The following is a 26,623-nucleotide window of genomic DNA, read 5'->3' as shown; positions in this document are numbered from 1 at the left end:
CGCCTTCCGGTACTTGCGACGTCCTCCCACGGGCTACCTGTCGTCTGTCGTTCCAACTCTGCTCCGGACGTCGACGGCTGGTTGCCGTTCACCGGACGCGTCGGCTATCCCATCGCAACCCCTTGATTTCGCCTGGAACCGCCGACGCCGCGGGACTCCTTCACCTTTCGAGATGGGCCCTTCGCCCTTCGAGATGAACTTTCCCCATTCGAGACGGAGTCAGGGAATCAGCTGTTCGCCGTCGTCGTCGTACACCGCGATTGCGTCGACCGGACAGACCCGGGCGGCCATCTTCGCGTCGAACTCGGCGTCGTCGGGGACCTCGCGAACGAACACGTCCTTCTCGTCCTCTTCGGCGCCACGGAGGTCGGCCTTGCCGTCGTCGCGGTTCTCCTCGAAGGCGTCCCACTCGGCGGTGCACTGGAACATCCCGGTGCAGGTGTCACGGTCGAACTCGATTCGCATGGCTCGAGCTTGGGCGGGCAGCCCCTAATCCCTGCCGGAGTCAGCGGCCGTCTGCACCGAGTGAGTCCTCTTCATCGGGCCGCTCCGGCGTCACTGCCCGCGTTCGAGTCGCGTCCCGATCCTGCTCGGCAGGCCGACCGCCTCGACTTCCGATCGGACGGCGTCGACGTCGTACTCGACCCGACGCTGGTCGACCGAGAGGTCGTCGAGGTCCAGCACCGCGTAGGCCGCCCGGGGGTCGCCGTCGCGGGGCTGGCCCACGCTGCCGGGGTTGAGCACGACGCCCCCGGCGTACTCCTCGGCGTGCTGGACGTGAGTGTGGCCCATCACCAGCACGTCCTCGTCGCCCAGCAGGTCGGCAGAGAACTCCTCGGGCATGGTGTAGTGGTCGGGGTCGTCGGGGTGGCCGTGGACGACCTTCACCCGGTCGTCGAACTCGCGGCGCTCGTCGGGGAGGTCGGCCAGCCAGTCGAGCTGGTCGTCCGAGAGGCGCTCGCGGGCGAGTTCGACGCCGGCCTTCGCCATCTGGTTGAACCGGAACGCGGTGCCGGAGGCGACCGCGCGGTCGTGGTTGCCCATCACGGTCGGGATGCCGCGCTCGCGGATCGTTTCCAGGCACTCCGCGGGCCACGGATTGTACCCCACCACGTCGCCGGCGCAGACGAGGCCGTCCACGTCGGGCATGTCCGCGAGGACGGCCTCGAACGCGACGCTGTTCGAGTGGACGTCGGAGAGCACGCCGATTCGCATGGCGTCACGTTGCGGCGCCCGGAACTTAACTCCGGTTCCCGAGGACGCGCCGTCCGTACTTCGGGCTCAGTCGCCGTTCTCGACGGCGAACTCGAACCCGCCGTCGGTGCGGGCGACCCCCGCGGCGCAGACCGCGTGCTCGAAGTCGAGGTCGTAGGCCTCGCTGGCGGCCTCGGCGGCGGTCTCGGCCGCGAAGTCGAACGGCCCGGGCGCGTCTCGCTCGTAGGTCGCGACCAGCGTCGGCTCGTCGACCGCCCGGACCAGCAGCGCGTCCCGCCGGACGGTGCCGACGAACGCCGCGTCCTCGTCTACGACGCCGGCGATACGCGGCGTGTCGTAGTCGTCCTTCTCGTAGTCGAGCGCGAGCAGGCTCTCGGCGAGCGCGTCGCGAGCCGGGTAGCCCAGACCGAGCTTCTCGGTGATGGGGTCGACGTGCGAGCCGTTGCCGACGACCGCGGCGTCGCCGGCGGTCCTGACGCAGTTGTACGAGATGTAGGGGTTGTCGGTCTCGGGCGCGTCGTCGGTCGGCGCGACGGTCAGCGCGTCGTCGCGCTCGACGACCTGCCGATTCGGAAACGACCGCGACGAGACGCGGTAGGCCGCGACTCGCGGGCCGACGACCAGGAATCGTCCGATGTACACGCACGAATGTGCGCACTTCCCGGCCAAGTAGGTGTTGGTTTATGCACTACCGGCGAATCTCGCGCGACGGTGCGGGGACCACCACCGATCGACTTCCGGACGTGTGTGCGAACGAGTATCGCAGGAGGGCGAACGCGCAACGCTTACAATCCCCCGGCGTGTACCGGTGAGTGCAGAGTCCCATGGGGTAGTGGCCAATCCTGAAGCCTTCTGGGGGCTTCGACCCAGGTTCGAATCCTGGTGGGACTATTCTCCCGGTTCTCGATCGCTCGCGTCACCTCGTAATCACAACAACCGCCGAACTGTCGAACCCCTTCTGCGCAACGAGCCGGTAGTAGCGTCTTCGCTTCGACCGTTATAGCGGGCAGTCGGTCGAACTCTAGCAGAAAGTATTCACGGCCCGTCTCCGATTCCGCTCGTAATGAACCGCCGACACTTCCTCTCGACTGCCGTCGGTATCGGCACGTCGCTGCTCGCGGGGTGCTACGGAAACAGGGGCGGGCCGTGGTACTATCTCTCGTTCCACGATATCGGCACCGACTTCGGTGCGAGCCTGGCTGTCAGACCCGACGAGCAGTCCGCGGGACAGCGGGCGGTGCTGCGCGACGCCGCCACCGACGGCGATGCGTCCACGTACGGGTGGACGCCGTTCGGTGACGACGGCGACGCGTACGCCGCGTGGAACGGCACGTACTACCGCGTCACCGCCGAGCGGACCGGCGAGCGGAAGGACGTGCGACGCTTCACCGTCCGCGGGCGCCCGGTTCCCGACGACGAGTTGCCCGTGGACGCCGTTAACCTCACGGCGTTCCCCCGCAGCGACCGTTCCGCGGTCAAGCAGGCCGTCGCCTTCCACACCGTGGCGTCCGGCGGTGGCGACGAACGCTTTTACGTCCTCCGCGGCGCGAACGCTTCGGAGAGCGCACTGATCCCTGACTCCGACCACCGATACGTCAGGCACGGCGGGAGCGTGGTCGAACTCGTCGTCGAGAAACGTACCGTGACCGAGGACGAGTACGCCGTCGCGACAACGGCGGTCGCAGACTCCCCCCAGGCGTTCGACGCCTACGCTCGCGACACCGTCCTCGACGGCGACCTCGAGGACCAGCCGCTCCCGGACGCCCAGGCCGAACTCGTCCGCGAGGCCCTCGACGACGAGCACGACAGTCATAACGAGGAAGTCCCGCTCTCGGACGCGTTCGCGGGTTTGCTGCGCCGGTGCGGGTACGCGGTCGAAATCGGGACCGCCGATGACGGCGATACGTACACCGATGTCGGCGGCGAAGGGACCCGGCACCGCTACGTCTACTTCGACGGTCGCTACTACCGGATGACCCTCTCGCAGGCGGTCGCCTGAGCCCCAGATTCGGTGCTCGCGGGACCCGATCTCGTCTCCGTGGTCGTCCGCCGTCGGGGACCGGGCGCCGTAGCAGTTAACCGCGTTGCGACTGTGTCTCACACCGGGTATGGTAGAGCACTGTCCCGTATGCGACTCGCGGATCAACGACACCGTCCCGACGGCCGGCGCCGAGTACGACGGGGAGGAGTACCACTTCGAGTCCGCGAAGTGCAAGGAGTTCTTCGAGGCGAGTCCGGACGAGTACACGTAACGGGCGCCGGAGTCCGCGCATCGGACGGCGAGGTCGTTCGGCGGCGCGACGCTCCCGAACCGATTCCGACTCGTCCCGTTTATTTTCCGCTCGGGGGAAGGATTATTACACGGGGATTCCCGGTCCCCGTATGGCACGCGCGCGCTGTCGGCGCTGCGATTGGCAGATGATCAGTTCGTCCCACCCCGAGGTGGTGGAGGCGTACCACGACCACGTCCGCGAGGAGCATCCCCAGGAGTGGCACCGCATCTAGCCCGAAAAAAGTTCGCGCCTCGAATCCGCTACGGCTCCAGCAGGACCTTCGTCACGCCCTCCTCGCGCTCGTCAAACCGCTCGTACATCTCGGGCGCCTCGTCGAGCCCGACCCGGTGGGAGACGACCCACGACGGGTCGGCCCGGCCCTCGATGATGAGGTCGCGGAGCTCGCGGTTGTAGTCCTTCACGTTGCACTGGCCGGTGCCGAACCGCTGGCCCTTCTCGAACAGCTTCCCGAAGTCGATGCCGAGCCGGCCCTGGGCAGCCATCTCGTCGGGCGCGCCCGGGTCCGAGGGCACGTACAGCCCGACGACCCCGATCTGGCCGGTCGGGCGGACGGTCTGGATGAGCTGGTTGAGCACCAGCGCCGGGTTCTCGCGGGCGGGGTCGTAGGCGTCGTCGCCCTGCTTGTCGTCGTCGACCGCCTGGTACCCCACCGCGTCGACCCCCTTGTCGACGCCGCCGCCGTGGGCGTCCTTGATCTGCTCGACCGGGTCGGCCTCCTCGAAGTTGATGGGCTTGGCGTCGCAGTGCTCCTTGGCCAGCTCGAGCCGGCTCGGGACGCGGTCGACCACGTAAATCTCCGAGGCGCCCTTGATGTCGGCGCTGTAGGCCGCCATCAGCCCGACCGGGCCGGCGCCGAAGATGGCGACCGAGTCGCCGGGCTGGAGGTTCGCGAGCTCGGTCCCGTGCCAGCCGGTCGGGAAGATGTCCGCCAGCATCGCGAACGCGTCCTCGTGCTCGTCGCCCGGCGGCAGCTTGAGCGCGTTGAAGTCGGCGTACGGGACCCGGAGTTTCTCGGCCTGACCGCCCTGGTACGGCCCCATCGCGACGTAGCCGTACGCGCCGCCGGCGAAGCCGGGGTTGACGTTGGTACAGAAGCCGGTGTACCCCTCCTCGCAGTTCTCGCAGAACCCGCAGGCGACGTTGAACGGCATGACGACGCGGTCGCCCTCGCTGAGCGTGCTCACGCCCTCGCCGACCTGCTCGACGATGCCCAGGTTCTCGTGGCCGAACACCAGCCCCGGCTCCGCGTCGGTCCGCCCCTCGTACATGTGGAGGTCGGACCCGCAGATGGCGGTGGTGGTGATGTCGACCACGATGTCGTTCGGGTGTTCGATCTCCGGTTCGTCGACCTCTTCGACCGCGACATCGTGTTCCCCCTGGAACACGACGCCTTTCATAGACATTAGCTAACAGTCCCCCACTACCCAGACCGGGCCCATTTTCATAAATCTAATCGATAAACGTATCGACATGGGAGCGAACGAACAATACCTGATTAACTATGTCTTCTTGAATTGAAAATCGTCCACTTCGCCGTCATCGCCGAGCGGAGAATCGACGGGAAGAAATCCGGCGAGGAGCGGCGTCGAGTGCTATTCGGTCATGTTCTCGAACGCGTCGACGCCGGCCTCCGCGACCTCCATGTCCTGCTCGACCTGGCCGCCGCTGACGCCGAGCGCGCCGACGATGTCGCCGCCCCGTTCGAGCGGGTAGCCGCCGCCGAAGATCACCATCCGGCCCTCGTTGGTGTTCTGGAGTCCGTACAGGGAGTTGCCGGGTTCGGAGGGCTCGGCCAGTTCGTGGGTCGGCATGTCCAGCGAGGCGGCCGTGAACGCCTTGTTCTTGGAGATGTCGACGGACGCGAGCCAGGCGTCGTCCATCCGGTGCTGGGCGATCAGGTTGCCCTCCGAGTTGGCGACCGTGATCACCATCGGGTTGTCGATCTCCTCGGCTTGCTGTTCGCACGCGTCGATGACTTCCTTCGCGGTCTCGAGACTAACAGTTTCTACCATAGGTGCTCCGGAATCGGGAGCGTTGACCCCCACTCGATTGGGGATGGGCGCGTGTATATTTCTTCGGGCCGTGGTACCGAGTAGCACTCTCGGAGCGCGGTCGGCCCGCGGCGAGGTTCGAATAAAAGAGATGCGTGGTGATCGCGTCCGTTTGCGGCAGGTCACTCCTCGGAGTCGTAGGCGACGACGTCAAATTCCGAGCAACCGCACTTCGGGCACTCGTCTCGGACGGGCCGGATGCCCTCGTCGGTTTCCCTGCCGAGGCGCAACTCTCCGCAGTCTCTACATTCCAACTGATAGACCACCACGCCTCACCGGATACACCCCGCCGGCTAAACTCCCCGTTACCGTTGCGACTGTTTCACGTCCGTCCGAGACGTTTCACCGAGATGAAACGCTCCGGAGGGCCGCTCTCCGGTTGATTCACTCGGCTTCGCCGTCGAACTCCGCCGCCGCGACCGCGCTCTCGTCGTCGCCCTCGCTCGGCCGAGCAGGTCGAAGTCGTGCTCACCAAACGAAGCGGCCGATTCAGGACCGGAAGAACAAAGGCCCGGCCAGTGAAACGACGAAGCGAGTCGCCCGGTCCGAACTGGACCACATAAATCACTCCTCGGGCTCCGCCGCCGTCACCACATTTAACCCCTTCGTTTCGAGTGGAACTCGGCTGGCGCGGCTCAGTTCGAGTTCACGTTCGACTCCTCGTCGGCCGCTTCCGCGTCGAGCTCGGCCAGGTCGCGCTGGTCGTTGTACTCCTCGGGGCCGCCGGCCTCGCCGCTGATCTCGTCGTACACCGCCTCGCGGGCCTCGTCGGCCGAATCGAATCGCTCGTCGACCAGCCGGTCGAAGACGCTGCCGAGGCTCTCGGTCTCGTTCTGGAGGTCCAGGGGCTGGTCGCCGTACTCGGTCGCCAGTTCCTCGCTCGTCGCGGGGTACTTGTGTTCGCCGAGCATCTCGCCGGCCTCGCCGAGCATGTCCTCGACGCGCTCGGTCCGCTCGCGCTGGCGCTCGCGGGCGTGTCGCTGCTCGCGCTCGGGGTCTGGGTCACCGCTCATGTCTGCGGGTTCGGTCCTGACGTCCGTAACCCTGCTGGCTGTCGGGCCGCGTACCGTCGGCCTTTCACCACCGCGCCCGCGCGCTACTTCTCCACGTCGAGCAGGGCCACCCGCTCGCGCACGAGGTCGGCGAGCGTCGCGTCCGTCGCCGCGAGCTCGGCCTCGCTCACGTCGAAGAACGTCGCGACAGCCTCGCGGTCGATGCGGTCGGCGGCGAGCTGGTCCGGGTCCGCCTCCGCGTCCGCCGGCCCTGACGAGGAAGCCCCTCCCCCGAGCAGGTCGCAGACCTTCTCTGCGGCCGCCCGCTCGGCCGCCGCGTCGCCCGCGGGCGAGTGGACGACGACGACCACGTCCGACTCGCCTTCGGCGACGCCCATCCGGAGCGCTCGGTTGATCTGGCGCCGCCCCGCGGCGTACAGCAGTATCTCGACCGGCCGCTCGCGGGCGACGTTCTCGCCCCGTTCGAACGCCCGGTCGGCGCGTTCGACCGCCGCCCGGAGGTGGTCGCGGCCGAGGACGTAGTCGGCGTCGAACGCCTGGACCGCGCAGTCGAACTCGTCGCCGACGGCGCCGAGGTCCGCGAGGAAGTCGTCGAGGTCCGGGACGGCGGCGCGACCGCCGACGACTCTCATCGCTTCGCCCCTCCGGGTTCGCGGCTCATTCGAAGTCACCGAGGCTCTGCTGGCCGTCGCTGTCGTCCGCGTCTCCAGAGGCACTCGCAGCTTCGGCGCTCGCATCGCCGTCGGCCTCCACGCCGGTCAGCTCGGGGTCCTTCCGGCCGACGTTCTCGAGGATGGACTCGGCGGTCTTCCGGCGCCCCCGGAGCGCGCCGAGCACGACCGACTTGTCGGCGTCCCGGAGGTCGGCCCGGGACTCGATGCCCGCCTCGTAGAGCCGGCGGGCGCGCTTGCGGCCGACGTTCCTGACGCCGGCGAGGTCGAGCAGCTCCTCCTCGACGCCGTACTCGACGCGCTTCTTGGCCTCTCGAATCGCCGGTCCGGAGTCCAGCCCGAGCTCGCCCGCGAGCCGCTCGGCCGCGTTGAGCAGCCACTCGGCGGTCTCGACCTTGCCGCGGATGTCGCCCGGCCCGACGCCGTACCGGTCGGTGATCTGGTCCTCGTCGAGCTCCGAGGCCCAGTCCTCGAGCAGCCGGGCGGTCTTGAGCGCCGACAGCCAGTCCTCGAACGCGTGGTCCTCGAACTCCGAGGGCATCGACCCGAGGAACTCCGACTCGCGCTCGTAGGCGAGCTCGGTGTACTCCTCGCGGTCGCCCGACCGGAGGTAGAGCTCGTACATGTCGGGGGTGCGCGCGACCAGGTGGAAGAGGCCGAACGCGGTGGGCCGGTCGTCGGCCGATCGGATGCCGTCGATGATCTCCGCGGCGCTCATCGGGTCGACGTACAGCTGCGAGACGCGGTGGCCGAGCCCCGTTGCGCGCAATCCACCGTCCTCGCGTTCGAGGAACTCGTTGCGCTCGAGGTACTCCAGCACGTTCTGGGTCACCGTTTCGAGCCGGCCGGTCTCGTCGGTCTGGGTCGCGTAGAGCGTGCGCTCGAGGAACGAGACCAGTTCGTCCTCGGAGTCGGCGAATCCGGAGGCGACGGTCGCGAGGATGTGGGTCCGGAGCGCGGGCTCGGCCGCGAGCTTCGACCTGACCGGCTCGGGGTCGGCCCAGACGTAGCGGTCGAACAGCTCGTCGAGCTCGTCGTGGCTGTTCGCGATGAGCACCGCCTCGCCGTAGGGGTCGAGCCCGGGCCGGCCGGCCCGCCCGAACATCTGGTGGACCTCCAGCACGTCCAGGGGCTGCATCCCGCCGACGTCGCCGTCGTAGCGCCGCCAGTCCCGGACGATGACCCGGCGGGAGGGCGTGTTGACCCCCGCCGCCAGGGTCGGCGTCGCCGAGATGACCTTCACGAGCCGGTCGCGGAAGGCGTCCTCGACCAGCTCGCGGCTCCGCGAGGAGAGCCCGGCGTGGTGGAACGCCGCGCCCTTCTCGACGGCGTCGGCCAGGTCGTCACTTGTCTGGGTGTCGCTGGCGTCCCGGATCTCGGCGGCGACGTCGGCGAGCTCCTGGCGCTCCTCGGGCGCGAGGTAGTCGCGGGTCACGTCGCCGAGCCGCCGGGCCGCGGCCTCGGCGTTGCGCCGGGAGTTGACGAACACCAGCGAGGAGCCCTCGTCGGAGAGGGTGTCCTCGACCAGCGCGGCGGTGGCCTTCTCGTTGCCTCTGGATATCTGCTTCTTCGACCCGTCGTCGAGGTGGAGCGCCTGCCCGTAGAGGACGCCCTTCTGGAGGTCGATGGGTCGCCACGTCGAGTCGACGAGGGTGGCGTCGAGCCACTCGGCGATCTCCCCGGCGTTGCCGACCGTGGCCGAGAGCGCGACCGTCTGGAGGTTCTCGTTGAGCTTCCGGAGCTTCGCGAGGGTGACCTCCAGCGTGGGCCCGCGGTTCTTCGAGTCGACCAGGTGGACCTCGTCGGCGACCACGCAGGTCAGGTCGTCGACCCACTGGGCGCCGTTCCGGACGAGCGAGTCGACCTTCTCGCTGGTCGCGACGATGATGTCCTTCTGGGCCAGCCAGTCGCCGTCGCTGTCGTAGTTGCCGGTCGAGACTCCCACCTCGATTCCGTACTGCTCGAACTCCTCGAACTCCGCCTTCTTCTCGCTGGCGAGCGCGCGGAGCGGGACGATGTAGAGGGCCTTCCCGCCGCGGGCGACGCTGGTCAGCATCGCCAGTTCGGCGATGAGGGTCTTGCCGCTGGCGGTCGGGACGCTGGCGACCACGCTCTCGCCGTCGGCGACGCCGGCCTCGACCGCCTCGCCCTGGGGCGGGTAGAGCTCCTCGATGCCCTGCTCGCGGAAGTGGTCGGCCACGCCGTCGGGCAGGTCGGGGATGTCGTCGATGGCGACGGTCACGCCGACCACCGCCCGCGGGAGACGAAAGTAGTCATTACCCCGCCCTTGGCGCGTCTTCTGGTTTAAACTGTCGGGTCAGGATGTGTGATTGTGATGGTCAACCCGGGTTCAGCGCCAACAGAAGCGTGGTCAGTTCGGTCTCGAAAGCCCCCGCCCGGTCGCGGTCACTGACCGACATATCCTCGGCTCGCTTCGCTCGCCTTCGGATAGGGGTCGGTCAGACGACCACGGGCCTCCGGCCCGCGACCGGACGGCCCCTTTCAGTCCCACCGCAGGTAAACTGGTCCATAATCGCGAACCAGAACAACGTCAGTCGAGGTGCTCGCACTCGACTCGCCGGAGACACTCGCCCAGAAAAAGGCCGATTCGGAACTCGCGACGCGATATCGTCGTTACGCGATCTCGTCGTACTGCTCGGAGAGCTTGTCGGCGGCCTCGCCGAGCTGCTCGCGCTCGAACTCGGTCAGGTCCCACTCGACGACCTCCTCGACGCCGTTCGCGCCGAGCTTCAGCGGGACGCCCAGCGCCACGTCGTCGTGGCCGTACTCGCCCTCGAGCTTGAGGGAGCCCGGGATGACCTCGCCGGTGTTCCGAACGATGGCCTCGACCATGTGGCCGACGCCGGTGGCGGGACCCCACTCGGTCGCGCCCTTCTTCTCGATGACGTTCATCGCGCTCTGCTGGAGCTCCTCGAGGATCTCCTCCTTCTCGGCGTCGCTGAACTCGGGGTCCTTGCCGTTGGCGCGGACCTTCGAGAACACCGGGACCTGGGCGTCGCCGTGCTCGCCCAGGATGGTCGCCTCGACGTTCCGCACGGGCTCGTCGAAGCGCTGGCTGAGGACGTAGCGGAACCGCGCGGAGTCGAGCCGGCCGCCGAAGCCGACGACCTTCTCGCGCGACCGCTCGCCGGTCTCGTAGAGGTGGCGGTTGAGCAGGTCGACCGGGTTCGAGGTCGTGACGGTCACGAAGTCGTCGTTGTACTCCGCGACGGAGGAGCCGATGTCCTCCATGATGGGCGCGTTGTCGCCCGCGAGGTCGATGCGGGTCTGGCCGGGCTGGCGCGGGATGCCGGCGGTGATGACGACCACGTCCGAGCCCTCGGTGGCCTCGTAGCCGCCCTGCCGGACGACCGTGTTGGCGTCGTACGCCGCGCCGTGGTTCACGTCGGCCGCCTGGCCGACGGTGTCCTCCTCCTTGTCCGGGATGTCCACGAGCACCAGTTCGTCCGCGATGTCCCGGAGCGCGATGTTGTACGCCGCCGCGGCCCCGACGGTTCCGGCCGCGCCGACCACGCTGATTTTCGTCATACCACGTAAAACCCCTCCCGCTATTCGGTTAAGCGCTTCGGAACCCCCGAATACCGACCCCGTAAGACGTCGCGCGACGTTTCGCTCGTTCGACGACAGTCGAAAATCCGGCGGAATCCACTGCGCTAGCCCCCGCCGGCCGCCCGGGTCGCGAGACCGGAGACTTTTCGGGACGGAACGCCTTCTCACGTACATGAGCAGCGACGACTCAGGCTTCGACAAGGAGGCCGAGCGCGAGAAACTCCGGGAGAAGTACGAGCAGGACCAGAAGGACCGGGAGAACACGCGCCGGATGAGCGAGCTCCTGCTCCAGGGCGCGACCATGACGGGCAAGCACTGCGACCGCTGTGGCGACCCCATCTTCCGCTACGACGGCCAGGAGTTCTGCCCGACCTGCCAGCACGAGGCCGACGCGCAGGCCCAGGCCCAACAGCAGAACGGCGAGGGCGTCGACCAGTCCGGCCAGCCCGCCGAGTCGGCCGGCCGGTCCGCCGAAGCGTCGGGCCAGTCCGCCGAGGACGCGGCGCAAGCCCAGGCCGGCCCCGACCCGGATTTGAGTGCCGACGACGATGCCGTACCCGCCGAAGCCACCGGCGACTCGCAACCGAGCGAGCAGGCCGGCGACGCCGACGACCAACCCCGCGTCGAGATCGAGGGCGTCCGGGTCGGCGACCGGCACGTCGACCGGTCGGACGTGCGCAGTCCGCCGTCGCAATCCGGCGACGACCGTCGCGGGGAACCGGCCCGCGGCCGCCGCGAGTCGGTCCGGGATCGACCGGCCGACGACCGTCGTGGGCGGGGCTCCCGGCGCTCCGCGCGCGACCGCGGCGCCGGAACCGAGGCCGGCCGCGACCACGTCCACGGCCACTCGGCGGCCTCGCCCGACGCGGCCGCGTCCGGCGGCGGCGACCTCGCGACCGCTCGCGAGTCGCTGGTCCGGAAGCTCTCGGCTCTCGCGCGCCAGGCCGAGCAGACCGACGACGTCGCCCGCGCCCGCGACCTGCTCGCGGCCACCCGCGAGGCCGCCGAGGCGCTCGCCGCGCTCGACCGGGCGGACCGCTGACTCACCCCGTCAACTCGCTGATTCGCTCTCGGACGAACTACCGATTCACTCTCCGGACGGATCTCGACCCGCCTCCACGGGAGAACTGTTAACTCGCAGCCACCCTATCACCGACCATGGAAATTCTGGTTCCCATCGACGGCTCGGAGTGTAGCTTCCGCGCGCTCGACTTCGCCATCGAGTTCGCCCGCCGGTTCGAGGCGACGCTCCACGTCGTCCACTTCACCGACAACGAGACCGACGCCACCGACGATATCCTCGAACGCGCCCGCGAACGGCTCGCGGGGACCGACCTCGACTGCGAGCCGGAGGTGTCGACCGACGTGGAGCTGTCGTTCCGGCCCGCCGACCGGATCGGCGCCGACATCCTCGAACTCGTCGAGGAGCGGGGCTACGACCACGTCGTCATGGGACACCACGGCAGCGGCACTATCGACCGGGCCATCCTCGGGAGCGCCGCGCACACGGTCGTCGAAGAAGAGGCGGTGCCGGTGACTATCGTTCCGTAGCGCTCGTCGCCGGCGACTCCGGCCGCGAGCGCTCGGGGAACACGGCCGGCCCGGCGGCCCGAGCCCGCATCCGGACGAACAGCAGCTCCGGGTCGGGGAGCTCCCGGTCGTCGTCCCGGGTCTCGTGCTGGGGCTCGCCGTACAGCGTCTGCTCGTCGCGGTCGCGCTCGGCCTCGTGGCGGGGTTCGCCGTACAGTACCCGCTCGTCGCGTACCCCGTCGGTCTCGGATTCGGAGTCGCCGTAGAGCGACTCCGCGCGTTCCCCACGACGCTCGGTGGAAGGGTGTTCGTATCTCATTTACTCTGTTACTAACGGAGATGCCCAGCAGGCTTAAGACACCCCGGCCGTTCTCCTCAGTTTCGCCGGAAAAGGCCGCGTTAAACGGCGCCTACCCGAAAGTAAGCGTCTGTTTCGCACGCCGTAACCGCCAAAACGCCCGGCGGAAACGCGGGGTTCCGCCGGAAGTTCACGACGGTTCAGCCAGCAAACGTCGCGCTACCGGTCGTACTCGCTGCCGACGACCTCGCGGATGCGCTCGGCGGTCACTTCACCGACGCCTTGAACGTCGAGCAGGTCGTCCTCCCGGGCCGTCATCACGGCCTCGACGGTCCTGAACTCCTCGAGCAGCGACCGCGCGGTCACCGGTCCGATGTCGGCGATGGAGGAGACGACGTACTCCTGCTGCTCGGCCAGCGTCTTGCTCTGCTTCTCGCCGTGGACCGACACCTCGCGGTCCTCGTTCTCCTGCTCGCGGGTCGCGATGACCTCCAGAAGGTCGGCGGTGTCGGCCTCGTCGGTCGTCCGGAGCACGCTCGCGCCGAAGTCGACCGCTAACGACGCCAAGGCGCCCCGGACCGCGTTGGGGTGGACGTTGCGCTCCTCGTAGAGGCCCTCGCCCTCCAGCACCAGCACCGGCCGGGCGTAGTGGCGGGTCGCGTCGCCCAGCTGCTCGAACAGCGACCGGTCGCCGCCGGTCAGCGTGTCGAGGAAGTCGCTCACCGATTTGCGCTCGACCACCACCCGGTCGCTCAGCACGTAGTCGCCGACCGAGAGGGTCTCAAGGCGGGTCTCGACGCCCTCGCGGGTCGAGAGGTCCCGCGCGATGGTCGAGTCGAGCTCGCGCTGGTCGGCCACGATCTCGACCGTCTCGCCGTCCGGTTCGGCGGTCGCGACCACGCCCTCTTCGGACTCGTCGGTCTCGTCGGGGGTCGCGGTCGTTTCCGCGTCCGCGGCGGTTTCGATGTTCGAGGCCTCGATGTCCGGAGTCTCGGCGGCTTCTTCGTCGCTGTCGTGGTCGGGACCCTCCCCTGCGTCTGTCGAGTCGTCGTCCGGCTCGGCGTCCCCGTCGTCCGGGCCGAACGACTGGAGGCCGTGTTCGACCTCGCTGGAGCCGCCGTCATCGCCGCCCGGCGCGCCGAAGTCGCCGAGCCGTCGCTGGGAGTCGTCGAGCTCCTCCTCGACCTCGTCGGCGACGCCCTTGAGCTTCCGGAGCTCGTCCTCCATCTCGCTCTCGCGGCGCCGGGAGATCCAGAAGTACGCCTCGTCGCGGGTGTCCTCGGCGAGCAGGACCGCGACCCGGCCCTTCGCCTGCCGGCCGGTCCGGCCCTTGCGCTGGATCGACCGGATGGCGGTCGGCACCGGCTCGTAGAACAGCACGAGGTCGACCTCGGGCACGTCGAGACCCTCCTCGGCGACGGAGGTCGACACCAGCACCTCGAAGTCGCCGGCCCGGAACCGGTCGAGGACGTCCTGCTGTTCGGTCTGGGTCATCCCGTCGCTGCCCTCCTTGTCGCCCTGGCCGACGAACCGCTGGGCGTCGAAGTGCTGGCCCAGGAACTCCGTGAGGGCTTCGGCGGTGTCGCGGGACTCGGTGAACACGATGACGCGCTCGCCGTTCTCGATGCCCAGCGTCTCGGCGATGCGCATCCGGGCACGGGAGTACTTCGGGTGGAGCCCGTCGTACTCCTCGGCCCGGCGCATCGCCTCCTTGACCTTGGGTTCGGAGACGAACCGCTGGCTGGCCTTCGACGCGCCCGACGACCGGGCGGCGTTGCGCTGGCGCTCGAAGTACCGCCGGAGGGCCTCGACGCTCTGGGTCTCGACGTAGGTCACCGCGGTCCGGAGCTTCCGGATCTCGGCCAGCGCCGACATCCCCTTGTACCCCTCCGACTGGTCGTTGTCGATGAGCTGCTGGAGCTCCGCGCGCATCTTCTTGATATCGGTCTCCGAGAGGTCGGCGCTGGTCTTGCGGGTGATGCCCAGCTCCTTCAGCTTCTCCAGGCGGTCCTCCACCACGTCGTTCAGCGCGTCGCGGATCTCGAGGACGTCGTCGGGGAGTTCGACCCGCTCCCACTCGACGTCGGTGTCGTGGGTGAACTCGTCGACGTCCGAGTCCTCCTCGGTCATCACCTCGACGTTCCGGATGCCGAGGTTCTCGCAGACCTCCAGGATCTCCTCCTCGTCGCCGCCGGGCGACGCGCTCATCCCGGTGACGAGGGGGTTGTCGGCGTCCTGGTGGTAGCGCTCGGCGATGTAGTTGTAGGCGTAGTCGCCGGTCGCGCGGTGGCACTCGTCGAAGGTGACGTGGGTCACGGGACCGAGGTCGATGCGGCTGCCGACCAGGTCGTTCTCGACGACCTGGGGAGTCGCGATGACGATGCGCGCGCTCCGCCAGAGCTCGGTGCGCTCGTCGGGCCGGACCTCGCCGGTGAACACCACGATGTCCTCGTCGTCGATCTCGAGGGCCTCGCGGTAGAAGTCGGCGTGCTGCTGGACCAGGGGCTTGGTCGGCGCGAGCAGCAGGCTCTTGCCGCCGACGTCGGCCAGCCGCTCGGCGGTGACCAGCAGGCTCACGGTCGTCTTCCCCAGCCCGGTCGGCAGGCAGACCAGGGTGTTGCGGTCCTTGGCCGACCCCGCGAGCTGGAGCTGGTACATCCGCCGCTCGATGAACTCCGGGACGAGGAGTTCGTGGTCCACGTACTGCTGGTCCCCGGTCGTCGCCATTCACCCCGGGGGTTGGTCGTCCTCCGATTAAAGGGTTCGGCTATCGGGGTGAAAGTAAAACTCGGGCCGTCGCCGCAGTCGTCACTGCGCGTCGGCCGTCTCGACGCGACTCAGACCCGACACGTGGTCCCGCACCACCGCAGACTCACTTCCTCCTCCTCCTCCTCCTCCTCCGTCAGGTGAACCCGGATGGCGACGAACTACATCCATAACTACAATTAATTATATTGGGGGTTAGGGAACAACGGGAGAATAACTGCTATAACGGCTGAAAGACGTCAGAATTGGTCTCCACCGAACAAACATTAACATATCTCGCAGTAGTCAATTATTAGGGCGCGAACCTGCAAATCCGGGCTGGACTATAATGGCGTACCCACACAGTCCGTTGGTTGCGTTTATCGTGGGCATAGTTACCGTGATACTACTGCTAGCGTACTTCGATCTCCCTGCGGTCTTCGGACTCATCATCGCGTCGCTGGTCGTCGGCCTCGTCGCCCCGGAGATTCCGGCCGGCGAGGTGCCGTCCGAGATGGCCTCGGCGTTCGGTAACGGGATGGCGGGCATCGGTATCCCGATACTGATGGCCGCCGTCATCGGGAAGTCGATGATGGAGAGCGGCGCGGCCGAGCGCGTGGTCCGGGGGTTCACGAGCGTGACCGGCCGGGACAACGCGGACTTCGCGCTCTGGGGGAGCAGTTCGCTCCTCGCGGTGCCGGTGTTCTTCGACAACGTGTTCTACCTGATGGCGCCGCTGGCACGCTCGATGCGTTCACGGGTCGGGAGCAACTACTCGCTGTACATCGTCGTCGTCGGCGCCGGCGCGGCCACGACGCACGTGTTCGTCCCGCCGACGCCCGGTCCGCTGGCGGTCGCCGAGGAGATTCCCGGAACGAACCTGCTTCTCACTATCGGCGTCGGACTGGCCGTCGCCGTCCCCTCGGCGCTCGTCGGCGGCATCGGGTACGGTCGGTGGATAAACAGGCGGATGGAGATTCCGCTCCGCGACGCGATGGGCACCGACGCGGAGGGGCTGGCGGAGGTGGCCGACCGTTCGACCGCCAAACTCCCCGGCGTTCTCGAATCGCTGGCGCCGATCTTCGTCGCGGTCGCGCTCGTCGCCTCGAACACGATCGTGAACAACCTCGTCGGCGAGGGCTCGGCGCTCGGCCCCGTCACGCGGTTCGGGGGCGACCCCAACGTGGCGCTGACCGCGGCCGCGCTGGTGGCGGCCGCCACGCTCTACCGCTACAGCAACTTCTCGGAGAACGCGTGGACCGACGAGCTCATCGAGGCGCTCAAGAACGGCGGGCACATCGCGGCCATCACTGCGCTGGGCGGCGCGTTCGGCGCGATGCTGGCCACGGCGGGCATCGGAGATTACATCGCGGGCGGTCTCGAGGAGATCGGCATCGGCCTGCTGGTGACGGCGTGGCTCATCGCCGCCGCGGTCCGGATCGCACAGGGGTCGGCCACCGTCGCGATGCTGACGACCGCCGGCATCATGGCGCCGCTCGCAGGCGGCCTCTCGGTCAACCCGGCCTACCTCGTGATGGCCATCGGCGCCGGCGGGAACATCTGCTCGTGGTACCCCGACAGCGGGTTCTGGCTGGTCAAGGAGATCTGCGGGCTCACCCAGGCCGAGACGCTCAAGACCTGGACCGTGCTTACGACCGTCATCTCGGTCACGGGACTGGTGACGGTGCTCGTCCTCTCGACGCTGTTCCCGCTGGCCTGACCGCTATCGGTCCCGTTCGCCGTCCTCCGCTTTCGTCCGAAAGGAGCTACGCCGCCGCGGTCGGCAGGTACCGCAACGCGAGGTACATCACGACCGCCGACCCGACCGGGATGGTGAGGTTGTCGTCGATGACGTAGCCCGCGACGATGGGCTTCATCCCGTCGGCCAGCGTCGCGGCCAGCGCGCCGAGCGCGGCGGTCACCAGCGGGAGCCCCGACAGGCTGGTGATGAGCAGGCAGGTACCGAACGTCAGCAGCAGCGTGTGGGTCGCCTTCACGCCGAGCTCGCCCGACCCCGCGAGCCCGCTGACGGGGTCGGCGATGGTGAGCATCAGCATGGCGGGGATCGCTATCCGGGGCTCGAACGCCAGCACCGCCGCGGTCATCCCGAACATGTAGAGGGCGTAGCCCGCGAGGTTGTCCTGCTCGTACTCGCGGGTGAGCTCGTCGAATATCCGCCAGCCGAGGCCGACGAACAGCCGGATCACCTCGAGGATCAGCGCGGCGACCGCACTCGCCACCAGCAGGAGCCGCAACTCGTCGTAGGACGCGAGGTCCAGCAGGTACAGCGCCGGGTACCCCGTCCCGGCGACGTGGACCAGCCGGCGCTTGACCTCGCTGTGGAGCGACACGGTTACTGTTCGGGAGCGGGCGCGTCGAGGTCCGCGAAGGTGGTCTCGCCCTCGCGGAGGGCCGCGAGCAGCTCCGGCAGGTCGTCGATGGGGACCCGGACCTGGTCGGTCGAGTCGCGCTCCCGAAGGGTCACGGTGTCGTCGGTCTCGTCGTCGACCGTGACGCAGAACGGCGTGCCGACCTCGTCCTGGCGGCGGTAGCGCCGACCGATGGAGCCCGAGTCGTCGTAGCTCACGTCGAAGCCCTCCGCCCGGAGGTCGTCGGCGATCTCGCGGGCGCGGTCGTCCATCCCCTCCTTGCTCACCAGCGGGAAGACGCCGACGAACGTGGGCGCGACCTCGGGCTCGAGCGCGAGGTAGCTCCGGGCCTCGCCTTCGATCTCGTCCTCCTCGTAGGCGTGGTCGAGCACGGTGTAGATGACCCGGTCGATGCCGATGGAGGGTTCGACGACGTGGGGCATGACGTGCTCGCCGTTCTCCTTGACCTCCTCGACGGCGAACCCGGTCTTCTCGGTCGGGATCGCGTACTCCTCGCCGTCGACCTCGACGGTCACCTCCTCGTCGTCGAACGCCGCTCGGTCGCGCTCGGCCAGCAGTTCGAGCTCCGCGGCCACGTCGGCCGCGTCGCCGCCGAACTCCGGGCCGAGGTAGCTCATGTCGGGGTCGACCGTCGCGCGCTCGACCACCTTCGGCTCGTCGTACTGCTTGAAGACGGTGAAGTCGTCGTCGGAGTACTCGTCGTGCTTCGAGAGGTCGTAGTCGCTCCGGTAGGCGTAGCCCGTGATCTCGATCCAGTCGCCGTCGACCTCGGCCTCGGCGTCCCAGCAGTCCGCGGCGTAGTGGGCGAGCTCGCCGCCGAGGTGCTGGCGGAACCGGAACCGGTCCATGTCGACGCCGATGGACTCGTACCACTGCTTGCCGACGCCCAGGTAGTAGGCAACCCACTCGTGGACGAGACCCTCCTCGACCGCCTCGGCGACGGTCCTGTGGACGTACTCGGTCCCCTCCGCCTTCTCCTGCTGCTCGGCGGGGTAGAGCTTGAGATCCACGTCGGCCACGCGGTCGAGCTCGGGCTCGTCCTCCTCGGGGTCGATGAAGTGCTCGAGCTCGGCCTGGGTGAACTCACGGACCCGGACGATCGACTTCCGGGGGCTGATTTCGTTCCGGTACGCCTTGCCGATCTGAGTGATGCCGAACGGGAGCTGGTTGCGGGCGTACTCGGCGAGCTGGGGGAACTCGACGAAGATGCCCTGGGCGGTCTCGGGCCGGAGGTAGCCCGGCGAGGAGCTGCCCGGACCGATGTTGGTCTCGAACATGAGGTTGAACTCCTCGACCGGCTCGCCGGCCAGCGCGGCGCCGCAGTTCGGGCACTGGAGGTCGTGCTCCCGGATGAGCTCCTCGACCTCCGGAATCGGAATGCTCTCGGCCTCCTCGATGTCGGTGTTGTCCTCGATGAGGTGGTCGGCCCGGTGGCTCGCGCCGCACTCGGGGCACTCGACCAGCATGTCGTCGAAGGTGTCGAGGTGGCCCGACGCCTCGAAGACGGGCTCGGGCATCACGGTCGGGGCGTCGATCTCGCGGTGGCCCTCCCGGATCTGGAACCGCTCGCGCCAGGTGTTCTCGACGTTCTGCTTGAGCGTCGCGCCCTGGGGACCGTAGGTGTAGAAGCCCGAGACGCCGCCGTAGGCGCCGGCCGACTGGAAGAAGTACCCCCGGCGCTTGGCCAGCTCCACGAGGTCGTTGCGGGTCACCGTATCGCCTCCAGCAGGTTGATGTCGCGCACGATGCCCACCAGCTCGTCGCCCTGCACCAGCGGAATCTGCTCGATGTCGTTGGTGAGCATGGTCTGGGCGGCGTCCTTCGCGGTCTTCTCGCCCGAGACGGTCACCACGTCGGCGGTCATGAAGTCCCGGACCGGCGCGGTCGGGATCTCGACGTTCCGGGTCGGCAGGTAGCGCTTGCCGACCGCCTTGATGGACTCCCACTTCCAGTCGTCGTCCTCGTCGGCGATGGAGTCGCCGGTGTCGTCCTCGCCTTCGACCACGCGGGCGACCTCGATGATGTCGACCTCGGTCAGCACGCCGCCCATCTCGCCCTCCTCGTCGAGCACCACGGCGTACGGGAGGTTCGCGTAGTAGAGCTCGCGCTCGGCGACGGTCAGCGGCGTCTCGACGTAGGTGGTGTTGACGTCCCGGGAGGCGATGTCGGCGACCGACTCGTCGCCGTCGGCGTCGCCGTCGGCGACGGCCCGCACCACGTCGGTGACGGTGACGATGCCCTCGAGCTCCCCGTCGACGACCGGCACCCGGCGGGCGCCCTCCCGGACCATCAGCGCGGCGACCTCCTCGACGGTGGTGTCCTGCGTGGTGGTCGGGACCTCCCGCATCAGCATCGCAAGCTGGTCCTCGTCGGGGTTCTCGATGAGGTCGTCCCGCGAGATGAGGCCGCGGAACTCCTCGGACCCGCCGCTGTTCTTGACCACGGGAACGGACGAGAACGACCGCTCCTGCAGATATTCCAGTACGTCGTCGCGGGTGCCCGGAAGCTCCACGGTGACGACCTCCGAGCGGGGCGTCATGGCTTCGCCGACTTTCATGTTCGCGCGATACGGGGCGGGGCGCCTTGTAGTCTACGAACCGAGCGTTCCCGCGACGCTCGACTCGGCGGGTCGGCGGTCCGAAGGGTCACACCGTATCGATAGAAGGGGATCAGAATCGGTTCGACGCCCGGCTCGCTCGGTGATTACTCCTCGTCGTCGAGCACGCCGTCGAACTCGACCTCGTAGCCCGTGTACTTGTGCGGGTCGGGGAAGAACTTCTCGACGTCGTCGTGGCGGAACGACCCCCGGTGGGTGCCGTCGAGCGTCTGGACGTGGGTGTACATCTCGCCCTCCTTCAGCGCCGTCTTGACCAGCCCGGGCGCGTGGCGCATCTCGAAGTTACCCGCGAGGAGGACGGCGGTTTCGGACTCGGGGTCGAGCAGCTGGGTGAGCATGAAGACCCGGCCCTGCATCTCGTTGCGGAACACCCGGTACTGCGGGAACGCGCCGGTCTCGACCGCCGCCTCGAAGGGCTCGGCCTTGTTGTCCGGAATGACGTGGACGAACCCCCACCGGTCGGTCTCGCCGGCGTCGGGGTTCGTCGGCGCGGTGTGGCCGGCGCCGACGGCCACGACGTCCCAGCCCTCCTCCTCGAGCTCTTCCTCCATCGCCTGCATGTCGTCGAGGGTGCGCTGCCAGGCGCCCTTGTGGACGTCCGCGCTCGCTGCGATCTGCTCGGCGTAGTCCGGGTCGTCGTCCCCGGCCCCAGTCTCTGGCATGTGTCCGTCTGACGGCCTTCTGATGGTAAAGCCTGTTGCTTGGGTGGGCAAGAGCCCGTTATCGGGTGAGGGGCGACGCCGGCCCGCCCGTCACGCCGCGCCCGCCGCGACGACGCCGAACACCGCCTCCATCGCGAACGACCACCCGAGCGTCGCCAGCCCGGCCAGGAAGATCTTGAACGCCACCGAGATGCGCTCGTCCGGCGGGAGCGAGTACCACGGTAGCGGCGGAATCCGCTGGACCGCCGCCTGGAACGCGGTCTCCTCCCGGCTGTTGACCACGGTGCCCGACGGCCGCTCCTCCTTGACGATCTTGATCTCGCCCTCCTCGCCCTCCTCGGTGCTCCACGGCGGGTCGGGCCGGAGCTGGAGCGTGCCGTAGCCGAACGCGAGCAGGCCGACGACGAACATCACGTACTTCGCGGTCACGAGCCCGCCGCCGACGACGAATCCGAGTATCGCGCCGACGACGAACACCACCGCGGCGACCGCGAGCGCGTACACCGCGGCGTCGACCGCCTGCCGGACCCGCCGGGAGGCCCCGGACGTCGCGGACCGCTCAGTTGACGACATCTATCGGTCGATTGGCCCGCTGGCACATTTATCGTTCGGTGTAGGGGACGAACTCGTCGGGCTCGGCGTACTCCTCCATGTGGCGGTGGCAGTGACTGACCCGGCCGGTGTCGCTGACGACGTAGTCGTCGGGCTTCTCGGCGTCGCAGATGCTACCGAACTCCTCGCGGAGCACCTCGCGGGCCTTCGCCTCCTCGCTGTCGGCCACGTGGCTCGCCGCCTCGTCGATGTGGCGCTCGACCTCCGGCCGGAGGGCGAGGTCGCCGAACAGCTCCGCCTTGATCTCGTCGATGTCGGAGAACCGGGTCTCCATCCCGAGCAGCTCCTTGGCCTGCTCGGTCAGCGACTTCTCGGCGCGCTGGCGCTCGCGGAGCACCTCGCGGAACACCTCGATGGCGACCCAGGTGTCGGCGTCCATGTCCCGGTACTCCTCGGGCCGGATCTTCATCGGACATCGGGTCGTGAACGGACACCCCGTCGGCGGGTCGCGCGGGCTCGGCGGCGTCCCGCGCAGGGTGACCCGCTCCTTGTCCGAGGTGGGGTCGGGCTCGGGGATCGCAGACAGCAGCGAGTGGGTGTAGGGGTTCTTCGGGTTGTCGAACAGCTCCTCGGTCTCGCCCAGCTCCATGACGTTGCCGAGGTACATCACGGCGACCCGGTCGCAGATGTGCCGGACCACGCTGAGGTCGTGGGCGATGAACAGGTAGGTCAGCCCGAACTCGTCCTGAAGGTCCTCCAGCAGATTGAGAATCTGGGCCTGCACGCTCACGTCGAGCGCCGACACCGGCTCGTCGAGCACGACGAACTCGGGTTCGAGCGCGAGCGCCCGGGCGATGCCGATGCGCTGGCGCTGGCCGCCCGAGAACTGGTGGGGGTAGCGGTAGTAGTGCTCGGGCTGGAGCCCGACCACGTCGAGCAGCTCCCGGACGCGCTCGCGGCGCTCTTTCGGGCTGTTCCAGTCGTGGACGTCCAGCGGCTCCCGGATGATCTCGCCGATGGTCATCCGGTCGTTGAGGCTGGACTCGGGGTCCTGGAACACCATCTGGCTGTTCCGGCGCCACTCCTTCAGCTCCTTGCCCGAGAGCTCGGTGATGTCGGTGCCGTCGAACAGCACCTCGCCCGACGTCGCGTTCTCCAACTGGATGAGCGTCCGGCCCAGCGTGGTCTTGCCGCAGCCGGACTCGCCGACCAGTCCGAGCGTCTCGCCGCGCTTGATCTCGAAGTCGACCCCGTCGACCGCCTTCACCGGGTTCGAGTCGACGATGCCGCCCTCGTCGTAGTAGGTCTTGAGGTCGTTGACCTCCACGAGCGTCTCGCCCGTGGCGACGCTTACCGACTCCTGTTGGACTTGCTCGCTCATCGTTCGCTCACCTCGCGCTGGCTCTCGCGCTGTTCGTGGAGTTCGACCGCCTCCGCCTGGGTGGCGTCCTCGGGGTACAGCAGGCACGCCGCTGTGTGGTCCTCGGCGTCGTCGTTGACCTCGACCGACGCCGGGTGGACCCGGGTGCAGTCCTCGAACGCCTCGGGGCACCGGGGCTCGAACCGGCAGTAGGTCGCCGGCTCGTTCGGCGTGGGCACGTCGCCCTCGATGGTCGAGAGCCGGTCGGCGCCGGGCTGGTTGCCCGGGATCGATTTGAGCAGGCCCCGGGTGTAGGGGTGCCGGGGGTTCTCGAACAGCTCCTCGACCGGCGCGCTCTCGACGATCTCGCCGGCGTACATCACGTTCACGCGGTCGGAGACCTCGGCGATGACGCCCATGTCGTGGGTGATGAACATGATGGCGAGGTCCCGCTCGGCCTGCAGGTCGTCGAGCAGTTCCAGGATCTGGGCCTGGATGGTGACGTCGAGCGCGGTGGTCGGCTCGTCGCAGATCAGCAGCTCCGGGTCGCAGGCCAGCGCCATCGCGATGACCGCGCGCTGGCGCATCCCGCCCGAGAACTCGTGGGGGTACTCCCTGACCCGCCGGGAGGCGTCGGGGATGCCGACCGCCTCGAGCAGGTCGATGGCCTCCTCGGTGGCGGCCGCGCCCCGCATGTCCTGGTGGAGCCGGAGCGCCTCCTTGATCTGGTTGCCAACCGTGTACACCGGATTGAGCGAGGTCAGCGGGTCCTGGAACACCATCGCGATGTCGCTCCCGCGGAGCGCCCGGTACTCGCTCTCGGACTTGTCGGTCAGCTCCTCGCCGTCGAACTGGATGCTGCTGCCCTCCAGCACCCGACCGGGCGTGTCGACCAGTCCCATGATCGACCGGGCGGTGACGCTCTTGCCCGACCCGGACTCGCCGACGATGCCGACGGTCTCGCCCTCGTGGATGTCGAAGCTCACGCCGTCGACCGCCCGGATGACCTCCTTGTCCGTGAAGAAGGCGGTCTGGAGGTTCTCCACCGACAGCAGCGCTCGCTCCTCGCCGCGGGTCGCGGCGGTCTCGCGCTGTGCCATCAGGCACCACCTCCGCCGGCCGCGGCGGCTTCAGCGCCCTCGCCTTCGCTGCCCTCGCTCTGCGGGTCGACGGCGTCGCGGATGCCGTCGCCCAGCGCGTTGAACGCGGTCACGACCAGCACGATGAGCACGCCGGGGATGAACGAGATGTGCCACGACGCCGTGGTGACGTACCCCTGGCCGATGTTGACCGCGCGGCCCCACTCTGGCGTGGGCGGGTTGATGCCCAGCCCGAGGAACGACAGACCCGCGACCGCGATGATGATGCCGCCCAGCCGCATCGAGGCGTACACCAGCAGGTAGCCCAGGATGTACGGCGCCATGTGCTTCTGCATCGTCACCCGGGGCCGCTGGCCGAAGCTCTTGGCGGCGTCGATCCACTCCTGCTCGGCGATCTGCATCGCCGGGCCGCGGACCGACCGCCAGAGGAACGGCCACCCGGTTATCGCGAAGATGACCGCCAGCAGGAAGCCGCCGCTGTATATCTCGGCCAGCCACGTCCCGCCGAGCACCACCGACAACAGCATCACGAACAGCAGGCTCGGCAGCGACATGATCGAGTCGCCGAGGATGACCACCAGGAGGTCGACCAGCCCCTTGTAGTAGGCGGTCACCAGCGCGAACGAGACGGCGACGAACCCGCTGACGAGGATGGACGTCAGCCCGATGAACAGCGATATCCTCGCCCCGGCCGCCATGAAGGTGAACATGTCCTTCCCGCTGGGTAACGTCCCGAACGGGTGCCACCGGCCGTACTGGTCGTACTGCATCGGGCCGACGTTCTGGTCCGGGGTCCCCTGCGAGCGCGCCCCAAGGTTGGCCGACCCGACCGTGACGTTCTCGAGCTGGCCCTGGTCGTTGTAGTACTCGATGTAGTGGGAGTACGGGTTCGAGATGGTCCGCTCGACGGTGGTCGGCCCGAGAGCGGGCGCGAACATCGCCATCACGACGAACGCGAACACGATGACCGCGCCGAACTGGCCCCAGCGGTGGCCCCTGAGTCGGTCCACCATGTCGTCGCGGGGCGTCCAGTCGGCGTAGCGGTAGTGCTCCCGGAAGATCTCGTAGCCCCGCCAGAGCCACACCATACACACGAACGCGTAGACGTAGACGAGCACGACCCGGATCGCCCACGCGTAGGCGGCGGGCAGGTTCAGGAACGTCTCCTGCCACGCTCCGCCCGGCGTCACGTACCCGTTGTTCGGGATGAGGTCGCGGGTGAGCAGCGTCGGCAGGTCGACCGGCGACCCCACCAGGCTGGTCACGAAGTGGACGACTGCGCCGGCTTCGAGCGCGAACAGCACCAGCGCGCCGGCGAGCCACCCCATCGCTGGCCCGGGGTTCTCCCGGATGCGTTCGAGAATCGAGACGTCCTCTCGGTCCTGGTCTGCGCTCATGTCAGGCACCTCCGTCGTAGCCGACCCGCGGGTCGATTATCGTGTACAGCGCGTCCTGGATGATGTTGATGAGGACCACCAGCAGGATGAAGATGAACATCAGCGATCCCACCAGCGGCATGTCGCCGTTCTTGACCGCCTGGAAGAACAGGAACCCGATGCCGCTGATGTCGAACACCGTCTCGACCAGCACCGACCCGCCGATGAGGATGAACGCCTCGCCCGTGATGATCGGCACCAGCGGGATGAGCGCGTTCCGGAAGATGTGCTTCCAGACGAGCGACCGGGGCGGGACGCCCTTGGCCTTCGCCGTCTCGATGAAGTTCGAGTTGACCGTCTCCAGCACGGCGGTCCGACCGATGCGCATCTCGTTGCCCATCGACGCAGACCCCAGCACGAGCGCGGCCGGGGCGATCTTCTTGAGCGCCGTGACGAACCCCTCGAACGACGTGAGGTTGCCCAGCGGCGGCGGGCCCGTCACGTTCGTCGAGTACAGCCAGTTCTCCCAGTCGAATCCGAACATGAAGTCGCCCGACTGCGAGAGGACGCTCATCAGGATGACCGCCAGCCAGAAGTTCGGCATGGCGCGCCAGACGATGCCGCCGAACGACGCCACGTAGTCGCTGAACGTGTTGGGGTTGAGCCCCGCGTAGAACCCCAGCGGGATGCCGATGAAGATGGCGATGAGCACCGACCAGAACCCCAGCCAGATGGTCCGGGGCGCGTAGCTGGTCACCAGCGAGTAGACGCTGGTGTCGGGGCTGATTACCCACGACTCGCCCAGGTCGAAGGTGAACATGTTGATCATGTAGTCGATGTACTGCTGCCAGAGCGGCTGGTTCAGCCCGAGCTGGCGTCGGATCGTCTGGTAGGCCTGCGGGTTCCCCTGCGGTCCCAGTATCGCGGACACCGGGTCGAGGGGTCCCGCTCGGATCACGAGGAACGTGATCGACGCCCCGAACAGCAACACCGGAACCGAGAGCAGTACCCGCTTCGCGAAGTACTGCCACCTGCTCACGGCGAACCACCGCCGCAGATACGGCTACTCCTGTCGTGTTGAACGTACCCAAACTGGACCGCGCACATGACCGCTATTTTGACAGTCGTCTCATTAGGTCTTGTGTTTTCCCCCAACCGCCCATCTCAGACGGCTCAACC

The 26,623-nt window shown here is 68.2% G+C and carries 26 protein-coding genes and 1 tRNA gene; 7 read left to right on the top strand and 20 right to left on the bottom strand.

Annotation, left to right across the window (positions count from 1 at the left end; genetic code table 11):
• Positions 1–219 precede the first annotated feature (219 nt).
• The 3 genes from DVR07_RS16075 to DVR07_RS16065 all read right to left on the bottom strand — a co-directional run bounded on the left by DVR07_RS16075 (position 220) and on the right by DVR07_RS16065 (position 1,857).
• Positions 220–465 (bottom strand): ferredoxin, encoded by a 246-nt coding sequence (locus DVR07_RS16075; protein ID WP_115798277.1) that lies wholly within the window; start codon positions 463–465, stop codon positions 220–222.
• Between the two features lie 90 nt (positions 466–555).
• Complete coding sequence (locus tag DVR07_RS16070; protein WP_115798276.1) at positions 556–1,215, bottom strand: metallophosphoesterase family protein; 660 nt, start codon at positions 1,213–1,215, stop codon at positions 556–558.
• Between the two features lie 66 nt (positions 1,216–1,281).
• A complete protein-coding gene (locus DVR07_RS16065) occupies positions 1,282–1,857 on the bottom strand; it encodes an IMP cyclohydrolase (RefSeq protein ID WP_115798275.1) in 576 nt (191 codons plus the stop codon).
• A gap of 176 nt (positions 1,858–2,033) precedes the next feature.
• Between DVR07_RS16065 and DVR07_RS16060 the strand changes: the two genes are divergently transcribed.
• From DVR07_RS16060 to DVR07_RS22635, 4 genes are all read left to right on the top strand, one after another.
• Positions 2,034–2,106, top strand: a tRNA-Gln gene (locus DVR07_RS16060).
• A gap of 172 nt (positions 2,107–2,278) precedes the next feature.
• Positions 2,279–3,214 (top strand): hypothetical protein, encoded by a 936-nt coding sequence (locus DVR07_RS16055; protein ID WP_115798274.1) that lies wholly within the window; start codon positions 2,279–2,281, stop codon positions 3,212–3,214.
• A gap of 109 nt (positions 3,215–3,323) precedes the next feature.
• Entirely contained in the window at positions 3,324–3,467 is a 144-nt protein-coding gene (locus tag DVR07_RS16050) for a YHS domain-containing protein (protein WP_115798273.1), read from the top strand.
• Positions 3,468–3,597: 130 nt separating this feature from the next.
• Positions 3,598–3,720 carry a hypothetical protein gene (locus tag DVR07_RS22635; RefSeq protein ID WP_368281137.1) on the top strand — a complete coding sequence of 41 codons (123 nt, stop codon included), beginning with the start codon at positions 3,598–3,600 and terminating at the stop codon, positions 3,718–3,720.
• A gap of 28 nt (positions 3,721–3,748) precedes the next feature.
• Here the strand turns inward: DVR07_RS22635 and DVR07_RS16045 are convergent, their stop codons facing one another.
• The 6 genes from DVR07_RS16045 to mdh form a co-directional block, all read right to left on the bottom strand.
• Positions 3,749–4,906: a glutathione-independent formaldehyde dehydrogenase gene (locus DVR07_RS16045; protein WP_115798272.1), complete on the bottom strand. Its 1,158-nt coding sequence runs from the start codon at positions 4,904–4,906 to the stop codon at positions 3,749–3,751.
• Between the two features lie 195 nt (positions 4,907–5,101).
• The gene (locus tag DVR07_RS16040) at positions 5,102–5,521 is read right to left on the bottom strand and encodes a GlcG/HbpS family heme-binding protein (protein ID WP_115798271.1); all 420 of its coding nucleotides are present in this window, start codon (positions 5,519–5,521) and stop codon (positions 5,102–5,104) included.
• Between the two features lie 674 nt (positions 5,522–6,195).
• Positions 6,196–6,573: a DUF5789 family protein gene (locus DVR07_RS16035; RefSeq protein ID WP_115798270.1), complete on the bottom strand. Its 378-nt coding sequence runs from the start codon at positions 6,571–6,573 to the stop codon at positions 6,196–6,198.
• A gap of 83 nt (positions 6,574–6,656) precedes the next feature.
• The gene (gene cgi121, locus DVR07_RS16030) at positions 6,657–7,205 is read right to left on the bottom strand and encodes a KEOPS complex subunit Cgi121 (RefSeq protein WP_115798269.1); all 549 of its coding nucleotides are present in this window, start codon (positions 7,203–7,205) and stop codon (positions 6,657–6,659) included.
• A gap of 25 nt (positions 7,206–7,230) precedes the next feature.
• Positions 7,231–9,486: an ATP-dependent DNA helicase gene (locus DVR07_RS16025; RefSeq protein WP_115798363.1), complete on the bottom strand. Its 2,256-nt coding sequence runs from the start codon at positions 9,484–9,486 to the stop codon at positions 7,231–7,233.
• A gap of 392 nt (positions 9,487–9,878) precedes the next feature.
• Positions 9,879–10,793, bottom strand: coding sequence for a malate dehydrogenase (mdh, locus tag DVR07_RS16020; protein ID WP_115798268.1), 915 nt, complete (start codon positions 10,791–10,793; stop codon positions 9,879–9,881).
• Positions 10,794–10,986: 193 nt separating this feature from the next.
• Between mdh and DVR07_RS16015 the strand changes: the two genes are divergently transcribed.
• Positions 10,987–11,856, top strand: coding sequence for an Sjogren's syndrome/scleroderma autoantigen 1 family protein (locus DVR07_RS16015; RefSeq protein WP_115798267.1), 870 nt, complete (start codon positions 10,987–10,989; stop codon positions 11,854–11,856).
• 116 nt (positions 11,857–11,972) lie between these two features.
• On the top strand, positions 11,973–12,365 hold the full coding sequence (locus DVR07_RS16010) for a universal stress protein (protein WP_115798266.1): 393 nt from the start codon (positions 11,973–11,975) through the stop codon (positions 12,363–12,365).
• On the opposite strand, the gene DVR07_RS16005 is transcribed toward DVR07_RS16010, so the two are convergent.
• Both DVR07_RS16005 and DVR07_RS16000 read right to left on the bottom strand, forming a co-directional pair.
• Positions 12,352–12,663, bottom strand: coding sequence for a hypothetical protein (locus tag DVR07_RS16005; protein WP_115798265.1), 312 nt, complete (start codon positions 12,661–12,663; stop codon positions 12,352–12,354). The two genes, DVR07_RS16010 and DVR07_RS16005, sit on opposite strands and share 14 nt — an antisense overlap.
• Before the next feature lie 198 nt (positions 12,664–12,861).
• On the bottom strand, positions 12,862–15,369 hold the full coding sequence (locus DVR07_RS16000) for a DEAD/DEAH box helicase (RefSeq protein ID WP_115798264.1): 2,508 nt from the start codon (positions 15,367–15,369) through the stop codon (positions 12,862–12,864).
• Between the two features lie 367 nt (positions 15,370–15,736).
• Here DVR07_RS16000 and DVR07_RS15995 point away from each other — a divergent pair, with 367 nt between their 5' ends.
• Positions 15,737–17,107 carry a GntP family permease gene (locus DVR07_RS15995; RefSeq protein WP_115798263.1) on the top strand — a complete coding sequence of 457 codons (1,371 nt, stop codon included), beginning with the start codon at positions 15,737–15,739 and terminating at the stop codon, positions 17,105–17,107.
• A gap of 46 nt (positions 17,108–17,153) precedes the next feature.
• Here DVR07_RS15995 and DVR07_RS15990 read toward each other — a convergent pair whose 3' ends face one another.
• The 9 genes from DVR07_RS15990 to DVR07_RS15950 form a co-directional block, all read right to left on the bottom strand.
• Positions 17,154–17,738 (bottom strand): dolichol kinase, encoded by a 585-nt coding sequence (locus tag DVR07_RS15990; RefSeq protein WP_115798262.1) that lies wholly within the window; start codon positions 17,736–17,738, stop codon positions 17,154–17,156.
• A 2-nt stretch (positions 17,739–17,740) separates the two neighbouring features.
• The gene (glyS, locus tag DVR07_RS15985) at positions 17,741–19,489 is read right to left on the bottom strand and encodes a glycine--tRNA ligase (protein ID WP_115798261.1); all 1,749 of its coding nucleotides are present in this window, start codon (positions 19,487–19,489) and stop codon (positions 17,741–17,743) included.
• Positions 19,486–20,334, bottom strand: a complete 849-nt coding sequence (locus DVR07_RS15980; protein WP_115798260.1) for a CBS domain-containing protein — start codon at positions 20,332–20,334, stop codon at positions 19,486–19,488. The genes glyS and DVR07_RS15980 overlap by 4 nt, the downstream gene beginning before the upstream one ends.
• Before the next feature lie 146 nt (positions 20,335–20,480).
• Positions 20,481–21,056, bottom strand: coding sequence for a DUF7529 family protein (locus tag DVR07_RS15975; protein ID WP_115798259.1), 576 nt, complete (start codon positions 21,054–21,056; stop codon positions 20,481–20,483).
• A 90-nt stretch (positions 21,057–21,146) separates the two neighbouring features.
• Positions 21,147–21,629, bottom strand: coding sequence for a DUF7555 family protein (locus DVR07_RS15970; protein ID WP_115798258.1), 483 nt, complete (start codon positions 21,627–21,629; stop codon positions 21,147–21,149).
• Positions 21,630–21,657: 28 nt separating this feature from the next.
• The gene (locus DVR07_RS15965) at positions 21,658–22,989 is read right to left on the bottom strand and encodes an ABC transporter ATP-binding protein (RefSeq protein WP_115798257.1); all 1,332 of its coding nucleotides are present in this window, start codon (positions 22,987–22,989) and stop codon (positions 21,658–21,660) included.
• Positions 22,986–24,068 (bottom strand): ABC transporter ATP-binding protein, encoded by a 1,083-nt coding sequence (locus DVR07_RS15960; protein ID WP_115798256.1) that lies wholly within the window; start codon positions 24,066–24,068, stop codon positions 22,986–22,988. The genes DVR07_RS15965 and DVR07_RS15960 overlap by 4 nt, the downstream gene beginning before the upstream one ends.
• A complete protein-coding gene (locus tag DVR07_RS15955) occupies positions 24,068–25,465 on the bottom strand; it encodes an ABC transporter permease (protein ID WP_115798255.1) in 1,398 nt (465 codons plus the stop codon). The genes DVR07_RS15960 and DVR07_RS15955 overlap by 1 nt, the downstream gene beginning before the upstream one ends.
• Position 25,466: 1 nt before the next feature.
• A complete protein-coding gene (locus DVR07_RS15950) occupies positions 25,467–26,483 on the bottom strand; it encodes an ABC transporter permease (protein ID WP_115798254.1) in 1,017 nt (338 codons plus the stop codon).
• Positions 26,484–26,623: the final 140 nt, after the last annotated feature.

Source organism: Halorussus rarus, from assembly GCF_003369835.1.
GTDB classification, from domain to species: Archaea; Halobacteriota; Halobacteria; order Halobacteriales; family Haladaptataceae; genus Halorussus; species Halorussus rarus.
The sequence above is the reverse complement of the archived record's forward strand: the minus strand, read 5'-3'. Positions and strand labels throughout refer to the sequence as shown.

What these genes read in the sequence shown, in the direction of transcription:
- DVR07_RS16075 (WP_115798277.1), bottom strand. Translation starts at nt 465, where the DNA reads ATGCGAATCGAGTTCGACCGTGACACCTGCACCGGGATGTTCCAGTGC.
- DVR07_RS16070 (WP_115798276.1), bottom strand. Translation starts at nt 1,215, where the DNA reads ATGCGAATCGGCGTGCTCTCCGACGTCCACTCGAACAGCGTCGCGTTC.
- DVR07_RS16055 (WP_115798274.1), top strand. Translation starts at nt 2,279, where the DNA reads ATGAACCGCCGACACTTCCTCTCGACTGCCGTCGGTATCGGCACGTCG.
- DVR07_RS16050 (WP_115798273.1), top strand. Translation starts at nt 3,324, where the DNA reads ATGGTAGAGCACTGTCCCGTATGCGACTCGCGGATCAACGACACCGTC.
- DVR07_RS22635 (WP_368281137.1), top strand. Translation starts at nt 3,598, where the DNA reads ATGGCACGCGCGCGCTGTCGGCGCTGCGATTGGCAGATGATCAGTTCG.
- DVR07_RS16045 (WP_115798272.1), bottom strand. Translation starts at nt 4,906, where the DNA reads ATGAAAGGCGTCGTGTTCCAGGGGGAACACGATGTCGCGGTCGAAGAG.
- DVR07_RS16040 (WP_115798271.1), bottom strand. Translation starts at nt 5,521, where the DNA reads ATGGTAGAAACTGTTAGTCTCGAGACCGCGAAGGAAGTCATCGACGCG.
- DVR07_RS16035 (WP_115798270.1), bottom strand. Translation starts at nt 6,573, where the DNA reads ATGAGCGGTGACCCAGACCCCGAGCGCGAGCAGCGACACGCCCGCGAG.
- cgi121 (WP_115798269.1), bottom strand. Translation starts at nt 7,205, where the DNA reads ATGAGAGTCGTCGGCGGTCGCGCCGCCGTCCCGGACCTCGACGACTTC.
- mdh (WP_115798268.1), bottom strand. Translation starts at nt 10,793, where the DNA reads ATGACGAAAATCAGCGTGGTCGGCGCGGCCGGAACCGTCGGGGCCGCG.
- DVR07_RS16015 (WP_115798267.1), top strand. Translation starts at nt 10,987, where the DNA reads ATGAGCAGCGACGACTCAGGCTTCGACAAGGAGGCCGAGCGCGAGAAA.
- DVR07_RS16010 (WP_115798266.1), top strand. Translation starts at nt 11,973, where the DNA reads ATGGAAATTCTGGTTCCCATCGACGGCTCGGAGTGTAGCTTCCGCGCG.
- DVR07_RS16005 (WP_115798265.1), bottom strand. Translation starts at nt 12,663, where the DNA reads ATGAGATACGAACACCCTTCCACCGAGCGTCGTGGGGAACGCGCGGAG.
- DVR07_RS16000 (WP_115798264.1), bottom strand. Translation starts at nt 15,369, where the DNA reads ATGGCGACGACCGGGGACCAGCAGTACGTGGACCACGAACTCCTCGTC.
- DVR07_RS15995 (WP_115798263.1), top strand. Translation starts at nt 15,737, where the DNA reads ATGGCGTACCCACACAGTCCGTTGGTTGCGTTTATCGTGGGCATAGTT.
- DVR07_RS15980 (WP_115798260.1), bottom strand. Translation starts at nt 20,334, where the DNA reads ATGAAAGTCGGCGAAGCCATGACGCCCCGCTCGGAGGTCGTCACCGTG.
- DVR07_RS15975 (WP_115798259.1), bottom strand. Translation starts at nt 21,056, where the DNA reads ATGCCAGAGACTGGGGCCGGGGACGACGACCCGGACTACGCCGAGCAG.
- DVR07_RS15970 (WP_115798258.1), bottom strand. Translation starts at nt 21,629, where the DNA reads ATGTCGTCAACTGAGCGGTCCGCGACGTCCGGGGCCTCCCGGCGGGTC.
- DVR07_RS15965 (WP_115798257.1), bottom strand. Translation starts at nt 22,989, where the DNA reads ATGAGCGAGCAAGTCCAACAGGAGTCGGTAAGCGTCGCCACGGGCGAG.
- DVR07_RS15960 (WP_115798256.1), bottom strand. Translation starts at nt 24,068, where the DNA reads ATGGCACAGCGCGAGACCGCCGCGACCCGCGGCGAGGAGCGAGCGCTG.
- DVR07_RS15955 (WP_115798255.1), bottom strand. Translation starts at nt 25,465, where the DNA reads ATGAGCGCAGACCAGGACCGAGAGGACGTCTCGATTCTCGAACGCATC.